At 64.9% G+C, this 20,136-nt stretch carries 18 protein-coding genes and 1 pseudogene; 7 read left to right on the top strand and 12 right to left on the bottom strand.

What is annotated here, in order from left to right:
- The first annotated feature begins 72 nt into the window (after positions 1-72).
- On the top strand, positions 73-627 hold the full coding sequence (locus GTP90_RS05320; RefSeq protein ID WP_117012940.1) for a cob(I)yrinic acid a,c-diamide adenosyltransferase: 555 nt from the start codon (positions 73-75) through the stop codon (positions 625-627).
- Positions 628-630: 3 nt separating this feature from the next.
- Here the strand turns inward: GTP90_RS05320 and GTP90_RS05315 are convergent, their stop codons facing one another.
- The 4 genes from GTP90_RS05315 to GTP90_RS05300 all read right to left on the bottom strand — a co-directional run bounded on the left by GTP90_RS05315 (position 631) and on the right by GTP90_RS05300 (position 4,500).
- The gene (locus tag GTP90_RS05315; protein ID WP_161082514.1) at positions 631-1,380 is read right to left on the bottom strand and encodes a M48 family metalloprotease; all 750 of its coding nucleotides are present in this window, start codon (positions 1,378-1,380) and stop codon (positions 631-633) included.
- 106 nt (positions 1,381-1,486) lie between these two features.
- The gene (gene dxs, locus GTP90_RS05310; RefSeq protein ID WP_161082513.1) at positions 1,487-3,358 is read right to left on the bottom strand and encodes a 1-deoxy-D-xylulose-5-phosphate synthase; all 1,872 of its coding nucleotides are present in this window, start codon (positions 3,356-3,358) and stop codon (positions 1,487-1,489) included.
- Complete coding sequence (locus GTP90_RS05305; protein ID WP_161082512.1) at positions 3,359-4,249, bottom strand: polyprenyl synthetase family protein; 891 nt, start codon at positions 4,247-4,249, stop codon at positions 3,359-3,361.
- Positions 4,246-4,500 carry an exodeoxyribonuclease VII small subunit gene (locus GTP90_RS05300; RefSeq protein WP_161082511.1) on the bottom strand — a complete coding sequence of 85 codons (255 nt, stop codon included), beginning with the start codon at positions 4,498-4,500 and terminating at the stop codon, positions 4,246-4,248. The genes GTP90_RS05305 and GTP90_RS05300 overlap by 4 nt, the downstream gene beginning before the upstream one ends.
- 316 nt (positions 4,501-4,816) lie before the next feature.
- Here GTP90_RS05300 and GTP90_RS05295 point away from each other — a divergent pair, with 316 nt between their 5' ends.
- Genes GTP90_RS05295 through GTP90_RS05285 form a run of 3 tightly spaced genes read left to right on the top strand, consistent with a single transcriptional unit; the run spans position 4,817 to position 7,713 of the window.
- A complete protein-coding gene (locus tag GTP90_RS05295) occupies positions 4,817-5,917 on the top strand; it encodes an aromatic ring-hydroxylating oxygenase subunit alpha (protein WP_161082510.1) in 1,101 nt (366 codons plus the stop codon).
- 7 nt (positions 5,918-5,924) lie between these two features.
- Complete coding sequence (locus tag GTP90_RS05290; RefSeq protein WP_161082509.1) at positions 5,925-6,848, top strand: DMT family transporter; 924 nt, start codon at positions 5,925-5,927, stop codon at positions 6,846-6,848.
- 13 nt (positions 6,849-6,861) lie between these two features.
- Positions 6,862-7,713, top strand: coding sequence for a sulfurtransferase (locus tag GTP90_RS05285; protein WP_161082508.1), 852 nt, complete (start codon positions 6,862-6,864; stop codon positions 7,711-7,713).
- Between the two features lie 15 nt (positions 7,714-7,728).
- On the opposite strand, the gene GTP90_RS05280 is transcribed toward GTP90_RS05285, so the two are convergent.
- From GTP90_RS05280 to polA, 6 genes are all read right to left on the bottom strand, one after another.
- Complete coding sequence (locus tag GTP90_RS05280) at positions 7,729-8,010, bottom strand: hypothetical protein (RefSeq protein WP_161082638.1); 282 nt, start codon at positions 8,008-8,010, stop codon at positions 7,729-7,731.
- Positions 8,011-8,046: 36 nt separating this feature from the next.
- Complete coding sequence (locus GTP90_RS37570) at positions 8,047-8,349, bottom strand: type II toxin-antitoxin system RelE/ParE family toxin (protein WP_161082507.1); 303 nt, start codon at positions 8,347-8,349, stop codon at positions 8,047-8,049.
- Positions 8,321-8,602 carry a hypothetical protein gene (locus tag GTP90_RS05270; RefSeq protein WP_161082506.1) on the bottom strand — a complete coding sequence of 94 codons (282 nt, stop codon included), beginning with the start codon at positions 8,600-8,602 and terminating at the stop codon, positions 8,321-8,323. The genes GTP90_RS37570 and GTP90_RS05270 overlap by 29 nt, the downstream gene beginning before the upstream one ends.
- A gap of 55 nt (positions 8,603-8,657) precedes the next feature.
- Positions 8,658-9,410: a ZIP family metal transporter gene (locus GTP90_RS05265; protein ID WP_371875027.1), complete on the bottom strand. Its 753-nt coding sequence runs from the start codon at positions 9,408-9,410 to the stop codon at positions 8,658-8,660.
- 133 nt (positions 9,411-9,543) lie between these two features.
- Complete coding sequence (locus GTP90_RS05260; RefSeq protein ID WP_161082505.1) at positions 9,544-10,428, bottom strand: dienelactone hydrolase family protein; 885 nt, start codon at positions 10,426-10,428, stop codon at positions 9,544-9,546.
- A gap of 57 nt (positions 10,429-10,485) precedes the next feature.
- Positions 10,486-13,260, bottom strand: coding sequence for a DNA polymerase I (polA, locus tag GTP90_RS05255; protein ID WP_161082504.1), 2,775 nt, complete (start codon positions 13,258-13,260; stop codon positions 10,486-10,488).
- Positions 13,261-13,474: 214 nt separating this feature from the next.
- Here polA and GTP90_RS05250 point away from each other — a divergent pair, with 214 nt between their 5' ends.
- From GTP90_RS05250 to GTP90_RS05240, 3 genes are all read left to right on the top strand, one after another.
- The gene (locus GTP90_RS05250) at positions 13,475-13,879 is read left to right on the top strand and encodes a hypothetical protein (protein ID WP_117012929.1); all 405 of its coding nucleotides are present in this window, start codon (positions 13,475-13,477) and stop codon (positions 13,877-13,879) included.
- 82 nt (positions 13,880-13,961) lie between these two features.
- Positions 13,962-14,921 carry a homoserine kinase gene (locus GTP90_RS05245; RefSeq protein ID WP_161082503.1) on the top strand — a complete coding sequence of 320 codons (960 nt, stop codon included), beginning with the start codon at positions 13,962-13,964 and terminating at the stop codon, positions 14,919-14,921.
- The gene (locus GTP90_RS05240; protein WP_161082502.1) at positions 14,918-15,691 is read left to right on the top strand and encodes a BPSS1780 family membrane protein; all 774 of its coding nucleotides are present in this window, start codon (positions 14,918-14,920) and stop codon (positions 15,689-15,691) included. Before GTP90_RS05245 ends, GTP90_RS05240 begins: the two co-directional genes overlap by 4 nt.
- A gap of 37 nt (positions 15,692-15,728) precedes the next feature.
- Here GTP90_RS05240 and GTP90_RS05235 read toward each other — a convergent pair whose 3' ends face one another.
- Both GTP90_RS05235 and GTP90_RS37565 read right to left on the bottom strand, forming a co-directional pair.
- Positions 15,729-18,032 (bottom strand): UvrD-helicase domain-containing protein, encoded by a 2,304-nt coding sequence (locus GTP90_RS05235; RefSeq protein WP_161082501.1) that lies wholly within the window; start codon positions 18,030-18,032, stop codon positions 15,729-15,731.
- 1,549 nt (positions 18,033-19,581) lie between these two features.
- Positions 19,582-20,052 (bottom strand): annotated as a pseudogene (locus tag GTP90_RS37565) (M56 family metallopeptidase); the annotation flags it as partial.
- Positions 20,053-20,136 lie beyond the last annotated feature (84 nt).

The following is a 20,136-nucleotide window of genomic DNA, read 5'->3' as shown; positions in this document are numbered from 1 at the left end:
CGTGCAAGGCGAAATACCCGATTAAACTGTTGTATTCTTCCGGGCGCGACTCATCCACTTTTAGGAATCCATATGGGCAATCGACTCTCCAAAATCGCCACCCGCACCGGCGACGGCGGCACCACCGGCCTCGGTGACGGCAGCCGCACCGACAAGGACAGCGTGCGCATCCACTCGATCGGCGAAGTCGACGAGCTGAACTCGCACATCGGACTGCTGCTGTGCGAAGACATGCCGGCCGAGCTGCGCGAAGAGCTGGTCACCATCCAGCACGACCTGTTCGACCTGGGCGGGGAGTTGTGCATCCCCGGCTACCAGATGATCACCGAGGCGCACGTCGAGCGGCTCGACGCGCTGCTGGCCAAGTACAACGCCACCCTGCCGGCGCTGACGGAGTTCATCCTGCCGGCCGGCTCGCGCGCGGCCTCGCAGGCGCACGTGTGCCGCACCGTGTGCCGCCGCGCCGAACGCGCCATCGTCACGCTGGGCAAGGCCGAGACCATCCACGAGCATCCGCGCCAGTACGTGAACCGTTTGTCGGACTTGATGTTTGTGCTGTCGCGCGTGTTGAACCGCTACGCCGGCGGCAGCGACGTGCTGTGGCAGCACGAGCGCAAGCGCGGCTGAGGATCAACGGTCCGACTGGAACAGCAGCGCCATGCCCCTGGCCATGCTGAGGCGCGAAGCGCTGGCCGGATAGGCGCTGGACACCAGCGCCATCTGGTCGCCATCGGACAGCTTGCGGTAGAAGCTGACCATGTCGGCGGCCGCCCAGCCCGCGCGGTGCGCCAGCACCATGCCCAGTTGGTCCGCCTCGGACTCCTGCATGCTCGATAGCTTGGACAGGCGGATCTGCACCGACAGGTCGCTCTCCAGGCGCTCCATCACCACCTCCAGCGGCACCACTGGATAGCGGTTCAGGAATAGCGCTTCCGACAAGGTTTCGCGGTGATGTTCGGCCACCGCGTGGGCGATTTCGTGGCCCAGCAAGGTGGCCAGCTCGCCATCGCCGAGCGCCAGCTGGCGCACGAAGGCGCTGCCCACCAGGATTTTGCCGCCGGCCATGCAGATGGCGTCGACTTCGGCGTCGCTGGTGGTATGGAACTCCCACTCCCACCCGGCCACTTCCGGCTTGAGCGCCACGGCCGCGCGGACCAGCCCCGCGCCGATGGATTGCAGCCGCGCCAGCAGCACGCGGTCGTCATCGAGCCGGCCGTCAGCCGCCAGGCCGACCACGCGCTCGATATAGCGGTCCTCCGCCGTGCTGGCCACTTCCTCGGCGCTGAAGCGCATATCCTGCGCCCTGCCCGATTCCGGCACCTGCGCGCCCGCCATGCCGCAGGCGAACAAAAAACCAGAGAAAAAGCAGGCGGCATGCATGGCGATATAAACCGAATAAACTGTTTATACCAAGATAGGATGCGTCCTCTCGATAGGCAAGAAAAAAGCCGCCCGAAGGCGGCTTTGAGCATAACAGCAACGGTCTTTAGCCGTTGTTGACCACCAGGCGCGGCTCGGCGGCGGCGTGGCGTTGCTTGATCGACGCGGTGATGCCGGCGCCGTCCAGGCCCACGCTGGCAAGCAGCTTGGCCGGGTCGCCGTGGTCGATGAACTTGTCCGGCAGGCCGAGCATCTGCAGCGGCTTGACGATGCCTTCGGCGGCCAGCGCTTCAGCCACGGCGGCGCCCGCGCCGCCCATGATGCAACCCTCTTCCACCGTCACCAGGTAATCGTGGCTGGCGGCCATCTGCTTGACCAGTTCAACGTCCAGCGGCTTGACGAAGCGCATGTTGACGACCGTGGCGTCCAGTGCCTCGCCGGCGGCCATCGCCGGCGCCACCATCGAGCCGAAGGCCAGGATGGCAATCTTCTGGCCCTGGCGCTTGATCTCTCCCTTGCCGATTTCGATCGCCGTCAGTTCCGGCTTGACCGCCACGCCGGCGCCGGCGCCGCGCGGATAGCGGATCGCCGCCGGCCCGTTGTAGCGGTAGCCGGTGGTGAGCATCTGGCGGCATTCGTTTTCGTCCGAGGCGGCCATGATCACCATGTTCGGGATGCAGCGCAGGTAGGCCATGTCGTAGTTGCCGGCGTGGGTGGCGCCGTCCGCGCCCACCAGGCCCGCGCGGTCCAGCGCGAAGGTCACGTCCAGGTTTTGCAGCGCCACGTCGTGGATCAATTGATCGTAGCCGCGCTGCAGGAAGGTGGAGTAGATCGCCACCACCGGCTTGAGGCCTTCGCAGGCCAGGCCGGCGCCGAAGGTCACGGCGTGCTGCTCGGCGATGCCGACGTCGAAGTAACGGTCAGGGAACTGCTGCTCGAAGCGCACCATGCCCGAGCCTTCTCGCATGGCCGGGGTGATGCCGACCAGCTTCTTGTCGGCGGCGGCCATGTCGCACAGCCAGTTGCCGAACACCTCGGTGTAGCTCATCTTGCCCGGCGCGGCGGCCGGCTTGATGCCTTCGGCCGGGTTGAACTTGCCGGGGCCGTGGTACAGCACCGGGTCGGCCTCGGCCAGCTTGTAGCCCTGGCCCTTCCTGGTGACCACGTGCAGGAACTGCGGACCCTTGAGGTGCTTGATGTTCTGCAGCGTCGGCACCAGCGATTCGAGGTCGTGGCCGTCGATCGGGCCGATGTAGTTGAAGCCGAACTCCTCGAACATCGTGGCGGGCACCACCATGCCCTTGGCGTGTTCTTCCAGCCGCTTGGCCAGCTCCAGCACGGGGCCGGGCAGCACGGACTTGCCGACGTTCTTGGCGGCGGCGTAGAACTGGCCCGACATCAGGCGCGCCAGGTAGCGGTTCAGCGCGCCCACCGGCGGCGAGATCGACATGTCGTTGTCGTTCAGGATCACCAGCAGGTTCAGGTCTTCCTGCACGCCGGCGTTGTTGAGCGCCTCGAAGGCCATGCCGGCGGTCATCGAGCCGTCGCCGATGACGGCGATGGCGTGGCGCTGCTCGCCCTTGATCTTGGCCGCCTGCGCCATGCCCAGCGCGGCCGAGATCGACGTCGACGAGTGCGCCGTGCCGAAGGTGTCGTATTCGCTTTCGTCGCGCTTGGGGAAGCCGGAGATGCCGTTCAGCTGGCGCAGCGTGTTCATGCGATCGCGGCGGCCGGTGAGGATCTTGTGCGAGTAGGTCTGGTGGCCCACGTCCCAGACGATGCGGTCGTGCGGCGTGTTGAACACGTAGTGCAGCGCCACGGTCAGCTCGACCGTGCCGAGGTTGGACGACAGGTGGCCGCCGGTCTTCGAGACCGAATCCAGCAGGTAGCTGCGCAGTTCATGCGCGAGCGGCGTCAGTTGGGTGCGCGACAGCTTACGCACGTCCGCCGGTGAATCTATGTTTTCGAGCAATTTCATTTATGCCTTCCGCTGCACGATCAAATCCGCGAGTTCGCGTAACCGCAGAGCTTTTTCTCCGAACGGCGCGAGCGCTGCGTGCGCGTCGAGCCGCAATGTTTCCGCCAGCGCGCGCGATGGCTCCAGACCCAGGATGGACACATAGGTCGGCTTGTTGTCGGCGGCGTCCTTGCCGGCCGTCTTGCCCAGCGTGGCCGAATCGGCCGTGGCGTCGAGCACGTCGTCCACCACCTGGAAAGCCAGGCCGATGGCGCGCGCGTAGGTGTTGAGCGCCTGCAGCTCGGCCGCGTCGAGCTCCTTGCCGGCCAGCGCGCCCAGCACCACGGCGGCGCGCAGCAACGCGCCGGTTTTGAGCTGGTGCATCTGCTCCAGCTGGGCCAAGGTCAGGCTCAGGCCCACGCTGTCGAGATCGATCGCCTGGCCGCCGCACATGCCGGCCGAGCCGGACGCGTGCGCCAGCAGGCGCAGCATCGCCACCTGGCGCGCCGGCGGAATGCTGTCCGCTTCGGCCAGCACCAGGAAGGCCTGCGATTGCAGCGCGTCGCCCACCAGCAGCGCGGTCGCCTCGTCGTAGGCCACGTGCACCGTCGGCTTGCCGCGGCGCAGTTCATCGTCGTCCATGCACGGCATGTCGTCGTGCACCAGCGAGTAGGCGTGGATCATTTCCACGGCGGCGGCGGCGCGGCTCAGGATGGCCGCGTCGGCGCCGAACAATGCGCCGGCCGCGTACACCAGCAGCGGACGCACGCGCTTGCCGCCACCCAGCAGCGCATAGCGCATGGCCGCGTGCAGCTTGGTGGGGATCGTCGTGGCGGGGGGCAGGAAACCGGATAAATCGTTTTCCGATGCCGCCTGCACGGTCTTCATCCAGTCGTCGAAGGCGCCGTTCATAGTTCGCCCTCGCCGGCTTCCGCGAACGGCTTGAGCATGTCGCCTTCCAGCACCTTGACCTGGGACTCCACTTTCTCCAGCTGGACGGCGCAGAACTTCACCAGCTCCGAGCCGCGCGCGTAGGCGGCCACCGAGGCTTCCAGCGGCAGCTGTCCTGCCTCCATTTGTGCAACCAGCTGCGCCAGTTCCGCCATCGCTTCTTCGAACGAGGCGGGGGCGGTGGTCGCGTCGGCGGTTAATTTCTTAGACATAGTCACTCAGGTAAAAACACGTGCCAGCGCAGTGTAGCCCGTTATTTTAGAACAAACCACCTTATCCGGTGGAACTATAGCGGCCCGGCCGACGGCGGAAACCATGGATTTTATCGCAATCGTCCCCATATCCCGCACAATCATGTAATTTTCACCATGATTTGCGCGAAAAACGAGCACATCCGCTCGTCTGGCCGGGGTGAAACACGGTATAATCGCCGGTTCTGTCCGAAATACCATTTTCAACAACTTTGAATTCAGGTCTTTACGGATTCTGTCTCTCTTTGGTTTGATGTACATATTAAGGGGGGTTGGGATGTCCGATCTGGCTACCCACGCCAAGCTGGCGCGCTCAAACGCGCAACTTCCGGTTGACGTCTATTTTGACGAAGCGCTGTTGCAGCGCGAAATGCAGCAATTATTCCAGGCTGGCCCGCGCTATATCGGGCATGAGCTGATGGTGCCGAACGTCGGCGACTTCGCGACCCTCGTCTCTGAAGACGAAGGGCGTATGCTGGTGCGCAACGCCAATGGGCTGGAGGTGCTCTCCAACGTCTGCCGCCACCGCCAGGCGCTGATGTTCAATGGGCGCGGCAACGCCAACAACATTGTTTGTCCGCTGCACCGCTGGACCTACGACCTCAAGGGCGAGTTGATCGGTGCGCCGCACTTCCCGGAAACGCCTTGCCTGAACCTGCCCAAGACCAAGCTGCAAAGCTGGAACGGCCTGCTGTTCGAGCAGAACGGCTACGACGTCATGGACAAGCTCAAGGAGCTGTCGGTGACCAAGGACCTGGATTTCTCCGGCTATATGTTCGACCACGTCGAGGTGCATAACTGCGACTACAACTGGAAGACTTTCATTGAAGTCTATCTGGAGGACTATCACGTCGAGCCCTTCCACCCGGGCCTGGGCGGCTTCGTCAGCTGCGACGACCTGCGCTGGGAATTCGGCCGCGACTACAGCGTGCAGACCGTCGGCGTGAACAAGGGCTTGCGCAAGTCCGGCTCCGAGATCTACAAGCGCTGGCAGGAGCAGGTGCTCAAGTTCCGCGGCGGCGAACCGCCACCGTACGGCGCGATCTGGCTGACGCTGTATCCGAACATCATGGTCGAGTGGTATCCGCATGTGCTGATCGTCTCGACCCTGTGGCCCGACGGCCCGCAGCGCACCAAGAACGTGGTGGAGTTCTACTACCCCGAGGAGATCGTGCTGTTCGAGCGCGAGTTCATCGAGGCCGAACGCGCCGCCTACATGGAAACCTGCGTCGAGGACGACGAGATCGGCCAGCGCATGGACGCCGGCCGCAAGGCGCTGATGAAGCGCGGCACCACCGATGCCGGTCCCTACCAGTCGCCGATGGAAGACGGCATGCAGCACTTCCACGAGTGGTACCGGGCCAATATCGATCTCTAGGAAGCCGATGCAGTCACTTTGGATGTTGTTCGCCAGTTTCATGTTCGCCGCGATGGGGGTGTGCGTGAAGCTGGCCTCGGAGCAGTTCTCCACATCCGAAATCGTCATGTACCGCGGCGTGGTTGGCGTGGTCGTGCTGTTCATCGCCATCAAGCTGCAAGGCGGCAGATTCACCACCAGCATGCCCGGCGCCCACCTGTGGCGCGGGCTGGTCGGCGTGGTGTCGCTGTGGCTGTGGTTCTACGCCATTGCCAAGCTGCCGCTGGCCACCGCCATGACCCTCAACTACATGGCGCCAATCTGGATCGCCGTGTGGCTGTTCGCGCTCGGCTGGTGGCATGCCAAAAACCAGGTCAAGTGGCCGCTGCTGGCGGCGGTTGGCATGAGCTTTGTCGGCGTCACGCTGCTGTTGCAGCCGGCCTTCCATTCCAATCAACTGACGCCGGCGCTGATCGCGCTCACTTCCAGCGTGCTGTCGGCCATGGCCTACCTGCAGGTGCGCAAGCTGGGGCTGGCGGGCGAACCCGAGAACCGCGTGGTGTTCTACTTCGCGATCATGAACCTGGTGGCCGGCATCGCCGGCAATTATGCGCAGGCCGGCGGACAGGGCGTCGTTTGGCATCCGATCACCAGTTGGCACGGTGGCTTGCTGTTGCTGGGCATCGGCATCTGCGCCACCAGCGCGCAGATCGCCATGACGCGCGCCTATCGCCTGGGGCAGACGCTGGTGGTGGCCAATCTGCAGTACACCGGCATCGTGTTTTCCAGTATCTGGGGCGTGTTCGTGTTTGGCGACGTGTTCAGCTGGCACAGCTGGGCGGGCATAGTCGTGATCCTGGTGTCCGGTGTGGCCACAACGTTTTACAATACGCGTAACACCGAGCGCGGTAAGGCGATAGCCAATACCGATCCGATAGCCAGCGAAGTCTAAGGAAACCCGGAACATGCACACCACTCTGATCAGCGCCACCGACCTTTCCCAGCATTTGACCGACGACAATTGGGTGATACTCGATTGCCGCCATGACCTGATGAATCCAAGCGCGGGCCGCGACGGCTTCGCCATCGGCCATATCCAGAACGCGCAGTTCGCCAACATCGATACCGATTTGTCGGGCGCCAAGGTGGGCGCGGATGACAAGTTCCGTGGCCGTCATCCGCTGCCGGAGCGCGCGGCGCTGATCGAGACGCTGCGCGGCTGGGGCATCAACGACGATACGCAGGTGGTGGCGTATGACGCGCACGGCGGCATGTTCGCGGCGCGCCTGTGGTGGCTGCTGCGCTGGGTGGGTCATCCGGCGGTGGCGGTGCTGGACGGCGGCCTGGCCGCCTGGCAGGCGCAGGGTTTGCCGATGGTGACGCAGGTCACCACGCGCGCACGCGGCGCGATCAGCGAGCGGGCGTCGCTGGTGCCGACGGTGTCGGTGGAGGATGTGGTGGCCAACCTGGCCACACAGGCGCGCACCGTGGTCGATGCCCGCGCGGCCGACCGTTATCGCGGCGAGAACGAGACCATCGATCCGGTGGGCGGCCATATTCCCGGCGCCAAGAACCGCTTCTTCAAGGACAACCTGAACGCCGACGGCCGCTTCAAGGGCGCCGCGCAGTTGCGGGAAGAGTTTGCGCCGTTGTTCGCCAGCCCACCGCAGGCGATCATGCAATGCGGCTCGGGCGTGACGGCCTGCCATAACCTGCTGGCACTGGAAGTGGCCGGCCTGCCCGGCGCCGCGCTCTACCCCGGCTCCTGGAGCGAATGGTGCGCCGATCCGGCCCGGCCGGTGGCGACTGGCGCTTAAGCAGCGCATGCCAGCTTAGTCTGGCTTACGCTTGGGCTTGGCGTAGGCCGCCAGAATACGCCGGGCCTCCGCCATCACCTCTTCATGCGGTATTGTGCGACCTGCCGCAATATCCGCATCAGCGTCCAAGCTAGCTTGGACGCTTTCTTCAATATCTTGAAAGCCATAGCGATAGACCGCAGGCCAAAGCTCTTCCGCAGTCAACCCCGCAAGAACGGCAAGCTTATCAAGGCGAACGCGATCCTGCGCGGTGAGCGCGGCGAATGCTTCAGCTTGCTTATTGGATTTGCTTACCATGACCGTCACGATACTCGCGGCGCCGCCGGCCGGCGCTTACGACTTACGTGTTTGGCGCGCCCAGCGCGTCACTCTGACTTCGTCGTTGGCCACATAATACTCAATAACGTGACCCGTCCTGGGTATCGGGAATCGCCTTCGCCCCAGCCGACTCACCGGCGTCCCCATCCCCGGTTGCAATGCGATCATATCGAGTGCTTTTTCGACCCGTTCGGCCACGAGGTCCGCCGCGCGGCGGTCCTGTTCGGCGATATAGACGATCGACCGGGAATAAGCTTTTCGCGCACTGGGTAGCCAGCGCACCCGAAGACTACCCGATCCGGCGTTTCCGCTTGCCATGAATGGCGATCAGCTGACGTGCTTCCGCCATAACTTCGGCGTTATCGATACCGGCGTTGTGTTTAAAGTACTCGTCGGCTTCCAGGTCCGCCAGTATCCCTTCCTCAACATCGTCAAACCCGTAGCGCCAGACGTCCGGCCAAAGCTGTTCCGGACTCAGTTGAGCAAGCGCAGCCAACCGTTCAAGGCGAGCGCGATCCTCCGCGGTGAGCGCGGCGAATGCTTCGGCTTGCTTATTGGGTTTGCTGTCCATCCCGCCATGATACTCCCGGCGCCGCATGGTGCAAGGCGCGCCGGGTTGAGCGGGCTCAGTGGCCGTGGGTCAGGAACAGGACGATGATGACGCCCAGCGCGATCAGCAGCACTTGCGGGATGGTCTCGCGCAGCGTGGCGCGGCGTTGCATCTGCGGCATCAGGTCGCTGACGGCGATGTAGATGAAGCCCGACGACGCGAATACCAGTACATACGGGATCAGGCTGCTGGCGCGGTCCAGCGTGTAGTAGCCCAGCAGGCCGCCGGCGATCGACAACAGGCTGCACAGCAAGTTGTAGACATAGGCCCGCGTGCGCGTGAAGCCGGCGTTGAGCAGCACGATGAAGTCGCCGATCTCCTGCGGAATCTCGTGCGCGATGATGGCCAGCCCCGTCACCAGCCCCAGCTCGGGATTGGCCAGGAACGCCGCCGCGATCAGGATGCCGTCGGTGAAGTTGTGCATGCCGTCGCCGACCAGGATCATCCAGCCGGCCTTGCCCGCCTCGCGCTTGTCGTGGCCATGGTGATGGTGGTGGCCGTCGCCCTCGTGGTGGTGGGAGTGGCGCAGGATCGCCATCTTCTCCAGCAGGAAGAAGGCCAGCAGTCCGCCCAGCAGCGTGCCAAACAGGCTGCGCGCGCTGGCCTGCGATTCGAACGCTTCGGGCAAGGCGTGCAGCAGGGAGGTCGACAGCATGATGCCCACCGACAGGCTGACCATGCGCTCCACCACCTTCGACAGCAGCGTAAACGAGAACACCGCGGCAGCGGTGATGCTGACGACGCCGGCAAGCGTGGTGGCCAGTAGGATGGAGATGAGTACGGGATCGATGTTATAGCCTCTTGTAGCAGGGACCGTGCCGCTGCGCGCGGGCCGGGGCGTTATTTTACCGCCCAGCCCGGTTTTGTGCTCATCTTTGGCCAAAAGGCCGATAAATCAGCGCTCAGGACACGCCGTGCTGCTTGAACCACGCCAGCGCGCGGCTCCAGCCATCCTTGGCGTCCGCCTCGACGTAGCTGGGGCGGTAGTCGGCGTTGAAGGCGTGGCCGGAGTTCGGGTAGACCACGAAGGTCGACTTGTTCGCCCCCTTGGCCAGCGCCGCCTTCATGGCCGCGATCGAGTCCTGGGTGATGCCCGTGTCCTTCAGGCCGTACAGGCCCAGCACCGGCACCGTCAGAGATCCAGCGATATCAATTGGGTGCCTGGGCGTCACCGGATTGCTCTCGCCAACCAGGCGGCCATACCAGGCCACGCCGGCCTTGATGCCCGGGTTGTGCGCGGCGTACAGCCAGGTGATGCGCCCGCCCCAGCAGAAGCCGGTGATGCCGATCTTGTCGGCGTTGCCGCCGTTGGCCTTGGCCCAGGCCACGGTCGCGTCCAGGTCGGCCATCACTTGCGCGTCCGGCGTCTTGGAGATGATGTCGCGTTGCAGCTCGGCGATCGAGGCGGCCTTTTGCGGGTCGCCCTGGCGCACGAACAGCTCCGGTGCCAGCGCCATGTAGCCCTGCTTGGCGAAGCGGCGGGCGACGTCGGCGATGTGCTCGTGCACGCCGAAGATTTCCGATACCACCAGGATCACCGGCAAGTTGGTCTTGCCTTCGGGCTGGGCGCGGTACACCGGCACCTGCACGCCGTCCACCGTCAGGGTGATGGTGCCGGCGGTCAGGCCGGCGGTGTCGGTCTTGATGACGTTCTGCGCCACCACCGGCATGGCGGCGGCCGCGAAGCCCGTGCCCAGCGCCACCTTCAGGAAGTCGCGGCGGTCGACGCCGTCCGACAGACTGGTCTTGGTCAGCAAACTCTCTGCATCCTGCCTCAAATCATCCATGCGATTCCTCCGATAGTAGAAAGAACCGTCATTCCCGCGCAGGCGGGAATGACGGCATTAGTGTGCCTCGTCCCAATTCTTCCCCACGCCGACTTCGGCGATCAGCGGAACCTTCAGCTCCGCCACGCCGGCCATCAGCTTCGGCAGCATTTCCTTGACCAGCGCCAGTTCGGCGTCCGGCACTTCCAGCACCAGTTCATCGTGCACCTGCATGATCATCTTGGTTTGCAGCTTATCCTTTTCCAGCCAGTCCTGCACCGCCACCATGGCCAGCTTGATCAGGTCGGCCGCCGTGCCCTGCATCGGCGCGTTGATCGCGGCGCGTTCGGCGCCCTGGCGGCGCGGGCCGTTCGGGGAATTGATCTCGGGCAGCCACAGGCGGCGGCCGAACACGGTCTCGACGTAGCCGCGCGCCTTGGCCTGCAGGCGCGTGTCGTCCATGTACTGCTTGACGCCCGAGAAACGCGCGAAGTAGCGGTCGATATAGCTTTGCGCCGCGCCGCGCTCGATGCCCAGGTTAGAAGCCAGGCCGAAGGCGCTCATGCCGTAGATCAGGCCGAAGTTGATCACCTTGGCGTAACGGCGCTGTTCGCTGCTGACTTCCTCCGGCGGCACGCCGAAGATCTCGGCGGCGGTGGCGCGGTGGATGTCCACGCCTTCGGCGAACGCGCGCAGCATGTTCTCGTCCTCCGAGATGTGCGCCATGATGCGCAGCTCGATCTGCGAATAGTCGGCCGAGACGATGTGGCTGCCCGGCGGCGCGATGAACGCTTCGCGGATGCGGCGGCCTTCCTTGGTGCGGATCGGGATGTTCTGCAGGTTGGGATCGTTGGAGGCCAGGCGGCCCGTCACCGCCACCGCCTGCGCGTAGTTGGTGTGGACGCGGCCGGTGTCCGGGTTGATCCCTTTCGGCAGCTTGTCGGTGTAGGTCGACTTCAGCTTGGACAGGCTGCGGTATTCCAGCAGCACTTTCGGCAGCGGATAGTCCTCGGCCAGCTTCTGCAGCACTTCCTCGTCGGTGGACGGGGCGCCGCTCGGGGTCTTCTTCACCACCGGCAGCTTGAGCTTCTCGAAGAAGATCTCGCCGATCTGCTTCGGCGAGCCGAGGTTGAACGGCTGCTCGGCCAGCTCGTGCGCCTTGGCTTCCAGCTCGGCGATGCGCGCGCCCAGCTCGGCCGACTGGATGTTGAGCAGCTCGGCGTCGATGTGCACGCCGTTGCGCTCGATCTTTTGCAACACGACGGCGGTCGGCAGCTCGATGTTGCGGTAGATGAAGTTCAGCTTGGCGTCGTTCTCCACCTCGCCGATCATGGCCTGGTGCAGGCGCAGCGTGATGTCGGCGTCCTCCGCCGCGTATTCGGTGGCGCGGCCGATCTCCACCTTGTCGAAGGTGATCATGCTGGCGCCCTTGCCGCACACGTCCACGAACGGAATGGTGGTGTGGTTCAGGTGGCGCAGCGCCAGGCTGTCCATGTCGTGCGTGCGGTGCGATTCGAAGACGTACGATTCAAGCAGCGTGTCGTGCTCGATGCCTTGCAGCTGCACGCCGTGGTTGGCGAAGATGTGGCTGTCGTACTTCAGGTTCTGGCCGACCTTGAGCTTGGTGGCGTCTTCCAGCCACGGCTTCAGCCTGGCCAGCACATGCTCGCGCGACAGCTGCCCGGGCACGCCCGGGTAGCTGTGCGCCACCGGAATGTAGCAGGCCACGCCAGGCTCCACCGACAGCGAGATGCCGACCATCTGGGCCGTCATCGGCTCCAGCGACGTGGTTTCGGTGTCGACCGCGGTCAGCTTGGCGGCGTCGATCAGGGCGATCCATTTGTCCAGCTGTTCGTCGGTCAGCACGGTTTCGTAGTTGGTGCTGAGCTTGGGCGCTTCGCCGAACATATCCATGTTGGCGGAGACGGCGCCACCGGCCGCCGGTTCAGCGGCGGCGGCAGCGGCCTTGCCTGGCGCGCCGACCGGGGCCGACGGCGTGCCCAGCTCGCGCAGCAGCGTCTTGAAGCCGTACTTGCCGAAGAAGGCCAGCAGCGTTTCCTTGTCCTCGGCGCGCGCCACCAGCGATTCGCTGATCGTCGCCATGTGCGCGGACAGGTCGCAGTCCAGCTTGACTGTGATCAGTTCGCGGCCCTTCGGCAGCCATTCCAGCGCGCTGCGCAGGTTCTCGCCGACCGCACCGGTGATGTTTGCCGCGTTGGCGATCACGCCATCCAGCGAGTCGTAGGCGGTCAGCCACTTGAGCGCGGTCTTCGGGCCGCACTTGTTCACGCCCGGCACGTTGTCGACCGTGTCGCCGATCAAGGTCAGGTAGTCGATGATGCGGTTGGGCGGCACGCCGAACTTGGCCAGCACGCCCGCCTCGTCCATTTTCTCGTTGGTCATGGTGTTGATCAGCATGACCTTGTCGTTGACCAGCTGGGCCAGGTCCTTGTCGCCGGTGGACACCACCACGTTCATGCCGGCCTGCGCGGCCTGCACCGACAGCGTGCCGATGACGTCGTCCGCCTCCACGCCCTCGACCATCAGGATGGGCCAGCCCATGGCCTTGACCGCCTCGTGGATGGGCTCGATCTGCAGGCGCAGGTCGTCCGGCATCGAGGCGCGCGTGGCCTTGTACTCGGGATACATATCGTCGCGGAAGGTCTTGCCCTTGGCGTCGAACACGCAGGCGATGTAGGCGGCCGGATAATCGGCGCGCAAGCGGCGCAGCATGTTGACCATGCCGTGCATGGCGCCGGTCGGATAGCCGTCCGGGCTGCGCAGGTCGGGCAGCGCGTGGAAGGCGCGGTAGAGGTAACTGGAACCGTCAACTAACAGCAGGGTATTTTGCATAGACACTAGATATGAGTGAGGGCGCCGCGCAACAATGGCGGCAAGGCCACGAATGGCGCATTATCGCAGGTTTTGGCCCGGTCTCGCCCGCCCGCAGGGTCTTTTCAAATTAACAATACCCCAACGGCGCAGTGCGGAAATCGGCTTTTAAAAACAGCGAAGCGTGTCTGTTTGTTACAATGGATCATACATAACATCTCTAAGGCGAATCATCATGACGCGCACCTCTACCCTCTGGCCTGCTCTCCTCCTGACGCTCAGCGCCCACACGGCGTTTGCCCAGTCGACTCCTAGCCAGGCGCCGCCAAAACTGGAAAAAATAGAGGAAGTGGCGGACGATCCGATCACGGTGACGGCCAAGCCGGCGCCGGAACACAAGATCACCGAAAAACGCGACAACAGCGGCCAAGTGGTGGAAGCGACCGTCAAAAGCGGTCCAAGCACCTACACGCTGAAGCCGAACCGCCCGGCCGGCACCGCCCTACCCGGCGATGCGATGGGGGGCGCCAACCGCGGCCCGCAATGGACCGTGATGGAATTCGACATCGGCAAGAAAAAGAAAAAAACCACGGAAGAAGACGGCTCGACGGACACCACCGCGCCTCCCGCCGTGAAATAACGCGCGCGCCCGCCCTGCGCGGGCGTCCCCCGGCGCCCGCCCCGACGGCGGCGCCGCTCACCGAACCTCATCAAGTTTTCTCATGGCAGTGTTTACCCCGGTCAGCCTGGATGACCTTACCCCGTGGATCAAGCAGTTTCCCCTCGGCCAGCCATTGGCGCTCAAAGGCATCGCCAGCGGCATTGAAAACAGCAACTTCTTCCTGACGACGGAGCGAGGCGAGTTCGTGCTGACGATCTTCGAGATTCTGTCCTTCGAACAGTTGCCGTTCTACCTCAAGCTGATGCACCACCTGGCCGACCGCGGCGTGCTGGTGCCGGCGCCAATCGCCAACGACCAGGGCGAGCTGATCGTCGCCCTGCAAGGCAAGCCGGCATCCATCGTCACCAAGCTCGAAGGCAAGTCGCAGATGGATCCGCAGCCGGTGCATTGCGCCGCCGTCGGCGCCATGCTGGCGCGCATGCATCTGGCGGCCGCCGACTATCCGCTGGTCCAGCCCAATCTACGCGGCCTGGACTGGTGGAACGAGACCACGCCGCACGTGCTGCCTTTCCTGGACGACAGCTGCGCCCACCTGCTGCGCGCCGAGATGCACTTCCAGGAAGCGTTCGCCGTGTGCGACACCTACCGCCAGCTGCAACGCGGCCCGGTGCATGCCGACCTGTTCCGCAACAACGTCATGTTCGACGGCGAGCGCCTGACCGGCTTCTTCGACTTCTACTTCGCCGGCTGCGACACCTGGCTGTTCGACATGGCGGTCACGGTCAACGACTGGTGCATCGATCTCGACACCGGTGCGCTGGACACCGCCCGCGTGCGCGCCATGCTGGACGCCTACCACGCCGTGCGCCCGTTCACCGACGCCGAGCAGACCGCCTGGCAGCCGATGCTGCGGGCGGCGGCGCTGCGCTTCTGGCTGTCGCGCCTGTACGACTTCCACCAGCCGCGCGAGGCGGAGATGCTGACGCCGCACGATCCGACCCACTTCGAGCGCATCCTGCGCGAACGCATCGCCACGCCGGCGCCGGGACTGCGCGGATGAGCCGACTTCCCGCACGCACCGGCTGGCACTGGGTCAAGCAGGCTACGCAGCTGTTCCGCAAGCAGCCGGGCGCGCTGATGGCGCTGTTCTTCTGCTGCATGTTCCTGTCGCTGTTCTCGCTGGTGGTGCCCTTCCTCGGCTCGGTGGCGCCGACCTTGCTGGCGCCGATGTTCACCATCGCCCTGCTGCAAGCCTGCGCCGACGTCGACCACGACAAGCGCGCCCTGCCGAACCTGGTGTTCAGCGGCTTCCGCAAGCCGGTGCGCAAGCCGCTGCTGGGGCTGGGCGTGCTGTACCTGCTGGTGATGCTGCTCGCGCTGGCAGTGCTGAGCTGGCTGGACGACGGCGTGCTGATCAAGATGGCCACGCGCCAGATCCCGATGGACAAGGACTTACTGGAAAATTCGCGCGGGGCGCTGTTCGTCTCGTCGGGCATCTACATGCTGGGCTGGATGCTGAGCAGCCTGGCCGCGCCGCTGATCTACTGGCAGAAGATGACCCTGGCCAAGGCGCTGTTCTTCAGCGTGGTGACGGTGTGCCGCGAGTTCAAGGCTTTCCTGATGGCGGCGGTGGTGCTGTTCCTGATGTTCCAGGTCGGCGCGGCGGTGCCGGTGCTGCTGCTGGACTCGGCGCAGCTGCAGGTGATGGTGATCTTCACCATCTTCCTGATGATGGTTGTGCTGATGCACTGCACGCTGTATGCGTGCTACCGCCAGGTGTTCGGCATGCCGGCAGCCAGCGCGCCGCCGGCGCCGCCACCGGCGGCATAAAAAAAGGCGGCCATGGCCGCCTTTTTTTATGCCCGCCTCAGCGGCCCAGCCGCTCCAGCTTGGCGATGCTCAGGTCCAGCACCTTCATGCCGTGGCTGCCGAAGTTGATCTGCGCGCGGGCGTTGTTGCCGCTGCCCTCGATGTTGACGATCACCCCCTCGCCAAACTTGCCGTGCGCGACAGACTCGCCGATGCGCCAGCCGGAACCCGGCGACTTCTGCGCGATCTTCTGCGCGATCGCGTTGTCCGAGCCGACCAGCGGCGCCTCGTCCCAGGACGACTTCTTGTTGGCGAACCAGTGCGACTGCACCTTCGGCGACAGCCACTTCAGCGACTCCTCCGGCAACTCGTCGAAGAAGCGCGACTTCATGTTGTAGCGGGTCTGGCCGTGGAGCATGCGGGTCTGCGCAAAGCACATGTACAGGCGCTGGCGCGCGCGCGTGATCGCCACGTACATCAGGCGGCGTTCCTCTTCCACGCCGTCGTGCTCGCGCGAGCTGCTCTCGTGCGGGAACAAGCCCTCCTCCAGGCCGGTGATGAAGACGTTGTTGAACTCCAGGCCCTTGGCCGAGTGCACCGTCATCATTTGCACGGCTTCCTGGCCGGCGGTGGCCTGGTTGTCGCCGGCCTCCAGCGAGGCGTGCGACAGGAAGGCCGACAGCGGCGACATCACGGTCGGCAGCGCGGCGTCGGCGTCGAGGATCTCGAAGCCGTCCTCGTTGACGATGGGGACGCCGGCCTGGGCTTGCGCCTGCGGACCGAGGTGGGCCGGCGCGCCCTGGCCGTAACCTTCCTCGGACACGAACTGCGTGGCCGCGCTGACCATCTGCTCCAAGTTCTCGATGCGGTCGGCGCCTTCCTTCTCGGTCTGGTAGTGGGCCAGCAGGCCGGACGCCTCCAGCACCACGCGCACCAGTTCCGGCAGTGCCATTTGCTGCGTTTCAAAGCGCGCGCCCTCGATCAGCTTGACGAAGCCGCCCAGCGACGAGCCGGCCTTGCCCGCCACATAGGGCACGGCGGCGTACAGCGAAATCTGGTGCTGGTCGGCCGCCGCCTGCAGGGCTTCGATGGAACGCAGGCCGATGCCGCGCGTCGGGAAATTCACCACGCGCAGGAAGGCTGAATCGTTGTGCGGATTGTCCATCAGCTGCAGGTAGGCGATCGCGTGCTTGACCTCGGCGCGCTGGAAGTAGCGCAGGCCGCCGTACACGTGGTACGGGATGCCGGCCGAGAACAGCGCGTGCTCGATCACGCGCGACTGCGCGTTGGAGCGGTACAGCACGGCGATCTCGCTGCGGGCGGCGCCGTCCGCGATCAGGTTCTTGGTTTCCTCGATGATCCACTGCGCCTCGGCCAGGTCGGAGCTGGCCTCGTACACGCGCACCGGCTCGCCGTGGCCGGCGTCGGTGCGCAGGTTCTTGCCCAGGCGCTTGCTGTTATTGGCGATCAGCACGTTGGCGGCGTCCAGGATGTGGCCGTGGGAGCGGTAGTTCTGCTCCAGCTTGATCAAATTCTGCACCTTGAACTCGCGCTCGAAGGCGCTCATGTTGCCGACGTTGGCGCCGCGGAAGGCGTAGATGCTCTGGTCGTCGTCGCCGACCGCGAACAGCGCGCTGCCGCCGTCGCGCTCGCCGTGGCCGGCCAGCAGCTTGAGCCACTTGTATTGCAGGTCGTTGGTGTCCTGGAACTCGTCGACCAGGATGTGCTTGAAGCGCTGCTGGTAATGCTCGCGCAGCGGCTGGTTACGGCTGAGCAGCTCGTAGGTGCGCAGCAGCAGCTCGGCGAAGTCGACCACGCCTTCGCGCTGGCACTGGTCGTCGTACAGCTGGTAGAGCTCGCACTTCTTGCGCTCGTCGGCGTTGTAGGGCTCGATCTTGTCGGCGCGCAGGCCCTGGTCCTTGGCGCCGTTGATGAAGTACATCACCTCTTTGGGCGGGAACTTCTCGTCGTCGATATTGTTGGCCTTGATCAGGCGCTTGATGGCCGACAGCTGGTCCTGGCTATCGAGGATCTGGAAAGTCTGCGGCAGCGCGGCGTCGCGGTGATGGGTGCGCAGCAGGCGGTTGCACAGTCCGTGGAAGGTCCCGATCCACATGCCGCGTGTATTAATCGGCAACATGGCCGACAAGCGCGTCATCATTTCCTTGGCGGCCTTGTTGGTGAAGGTCACGGCCAGGATGCCGGACGGCGACACCTGTCCGGTCTGGATCAGCCAGGCGATGCGGGTAGTGAGGACGCGGGTTTTGCCGGAGCCGGCGCCCGCCAGGATCAGGGCGCTTTGTGCCGGCAGGGTCACGGCGGCGAGTTGTTCGTCGTTGAGGTTGTGGAGAAGATTGTGCATCCCGTGATTATACCGGCCTTGGCCCCCAACCACCTTGCACCTTGGGGTCAAGTCTGGCATTCGGACACGAGCTCTGCCGTAGCTCTGGGGTCAAGTCTGACATTCGGACACGAGCTCTTCTGTAGGCGCTGCCTACAGAAGAGCTCGTGTCCGAATGTCAGACTTGACCCCAATTTTATGCGGACGGGGCTGGCACTGCTTTGCCGGACTTGACGGCGTCCTTGATCAGCTCTTTCATGGTGCGCTCGGCTTCGCGGCTGGCCTTGGCTTGTTCGCGGCCCAGCTCGCCCATGGCCTGGCCCAGCTCAGCCATCGGCTTGCCGGCTTCCGACATTTGCTTGCTCAGCGCTTGCATCGGCGCTTGCATGGCCTGGATTTTTGCCAGTTGCGGGGCCAGGTCGCGTTGGTACTGCGCGATCTGGCTTTGCAATGGCGCCATTTCCGCTTGCAGCGCGGCCTGGCGTTCGTGGAAGCGGCGCAGCTTTTCCGGGGTCGGGTCGTCGCCCAGTTCGCGCGCGGCTTGCTCGATGCGGCGGCCGATCGCTTCCTGCTGCCGGCCGACCCGTTCGATCAGGCGCTGCTGGCGATCCATGTCCAGCTGGGCCTTGCCTTCGGTATCCCGGCCCAGCTTGTCCATCTGCCGGCCCAGCTCGTCCATGACCTTGCCTTGGGCATCCATTTTCTTGCCCTGCGCGTCCATTTTCTCGCCAATGCGGTTGGCGGGAACCCAGGCTTCGTCAGCCTTGGCGATGATGGCCGGGTCCTGGATCAGGTAGGTCTTGTCGCCATCGCGGAACCAGATGAAGTCGCCCTTGACGGCGCGGCGTGCATTGTCGATTTTGGACAGGTCCTGGTGCGCGGCCGAGACGGTGATGTTTTCCTTGTTGGCATGGACCAGCGCGTAGCCGGATCGCTGGCCGTCGCGACCTGGGGAGCTATAGCGGTCAAAGTGATAGCTTTGCACTCCGGCCGGTGGTGCAGGCGGTGCGGGGGGCGCGGCTGGCGCCGCAGGTGCGGCCAGCGCCGGCACAGGCGGTAAGGCTGGCATCGCTGGAGCAGCCGCCAGCATGCGGGGTGGCTTGGGCGGCTTGGGTGGTTTGGCAGGCGCGGCTGGTATCGTCAGCTCGGCGGCCGCGACAGGCTCGGCCGGAGCTGCCGGAGCGGCTGGCGCTGCCTCCGCGGCGGGTACAGCCTCAGCAGCCGGCGCGGCCTCAGCGGCAGGTGCGGCCTCAGCGGCGGGCGCCGGCGCTGCGGGCGCAGGGACCGGATCGACTTGGGCGACCTCGGCCATATGGCTGACCTCGCTGACCGGCGCGGCAGCATCAATAGCCGGCGCTGGCGGCGCGGCGTGGGCATAGAACACCGCGCCGGCGGCAAACAGCCCCATCAAGGGCAAGGCCATTTTCCAGCTGACCGGTTCAACATCGGGACGCAGCAGGCGTTTGATACGAGACATGAGATTTCCTCCGTGAGCCGCGTGGGCTAGTTGTGTGGTGTCGAACTGGAACCGATCCAGTTCCGACAGGGCCTTCGCCAGCCTCTGGGGCTGGCCGAGCATGTCCACCGCGAGGTCGTCGGCGATTTGTTCCCGCTCGATCCGTATCCTGCGTGACAGGGCCCAAACACTAGGGTGATAGAACAGCACGATCTCGATCGCGCTCTGAATCAGGTTGACCAGGTAGTCATGTCGTTTGACGTGCGCCAGCTCGTGCGCCAGCAGCGCTTCGAGCAGGTCGGGCGGCATGCCGCTGACCAGCGCGGCCGGCACCAGCACGATGGGACGCCAGCAGCCGGCCGTGATAGGACTGTCCAGCAGATCGGCCACGCCCAGCCGCACATGGCGCTCGATGTCGAAGCGGCGCGCCAGTTCGGACAGGCGCCGCTGCCAGTAATGATTGACGGTGTAGGCGCCGGCGCTGGTACGCTCGGCAACCCAGCGCAGGCCCAGCGCCAGGCGCAGCGACATCAGCGCGGCGCCGGCCAGCCACAGGCCAACCACCCACGGCAGCTGGCGGCGCACGACGGTTTCAAAGGTGGAGAGCGCGCCCTCGCCGAACAGGGCGGGCACGACGGCGACGGCAGCGGCGCCCTGGCCGGCCGCATC

It is taken from the genome of Duganella vulcania (assembly GCF_009857655.1).
Lineage (GTDB): Bacteria > Pseudomonadota > Gammaproteobacteria > Burkholderiales > Burkholderiaceae_D > Rugamonas > Rugamonas vulcania.
This window is presented reverse-complemented; position numbering and strand designations above follow the sequence as displayed.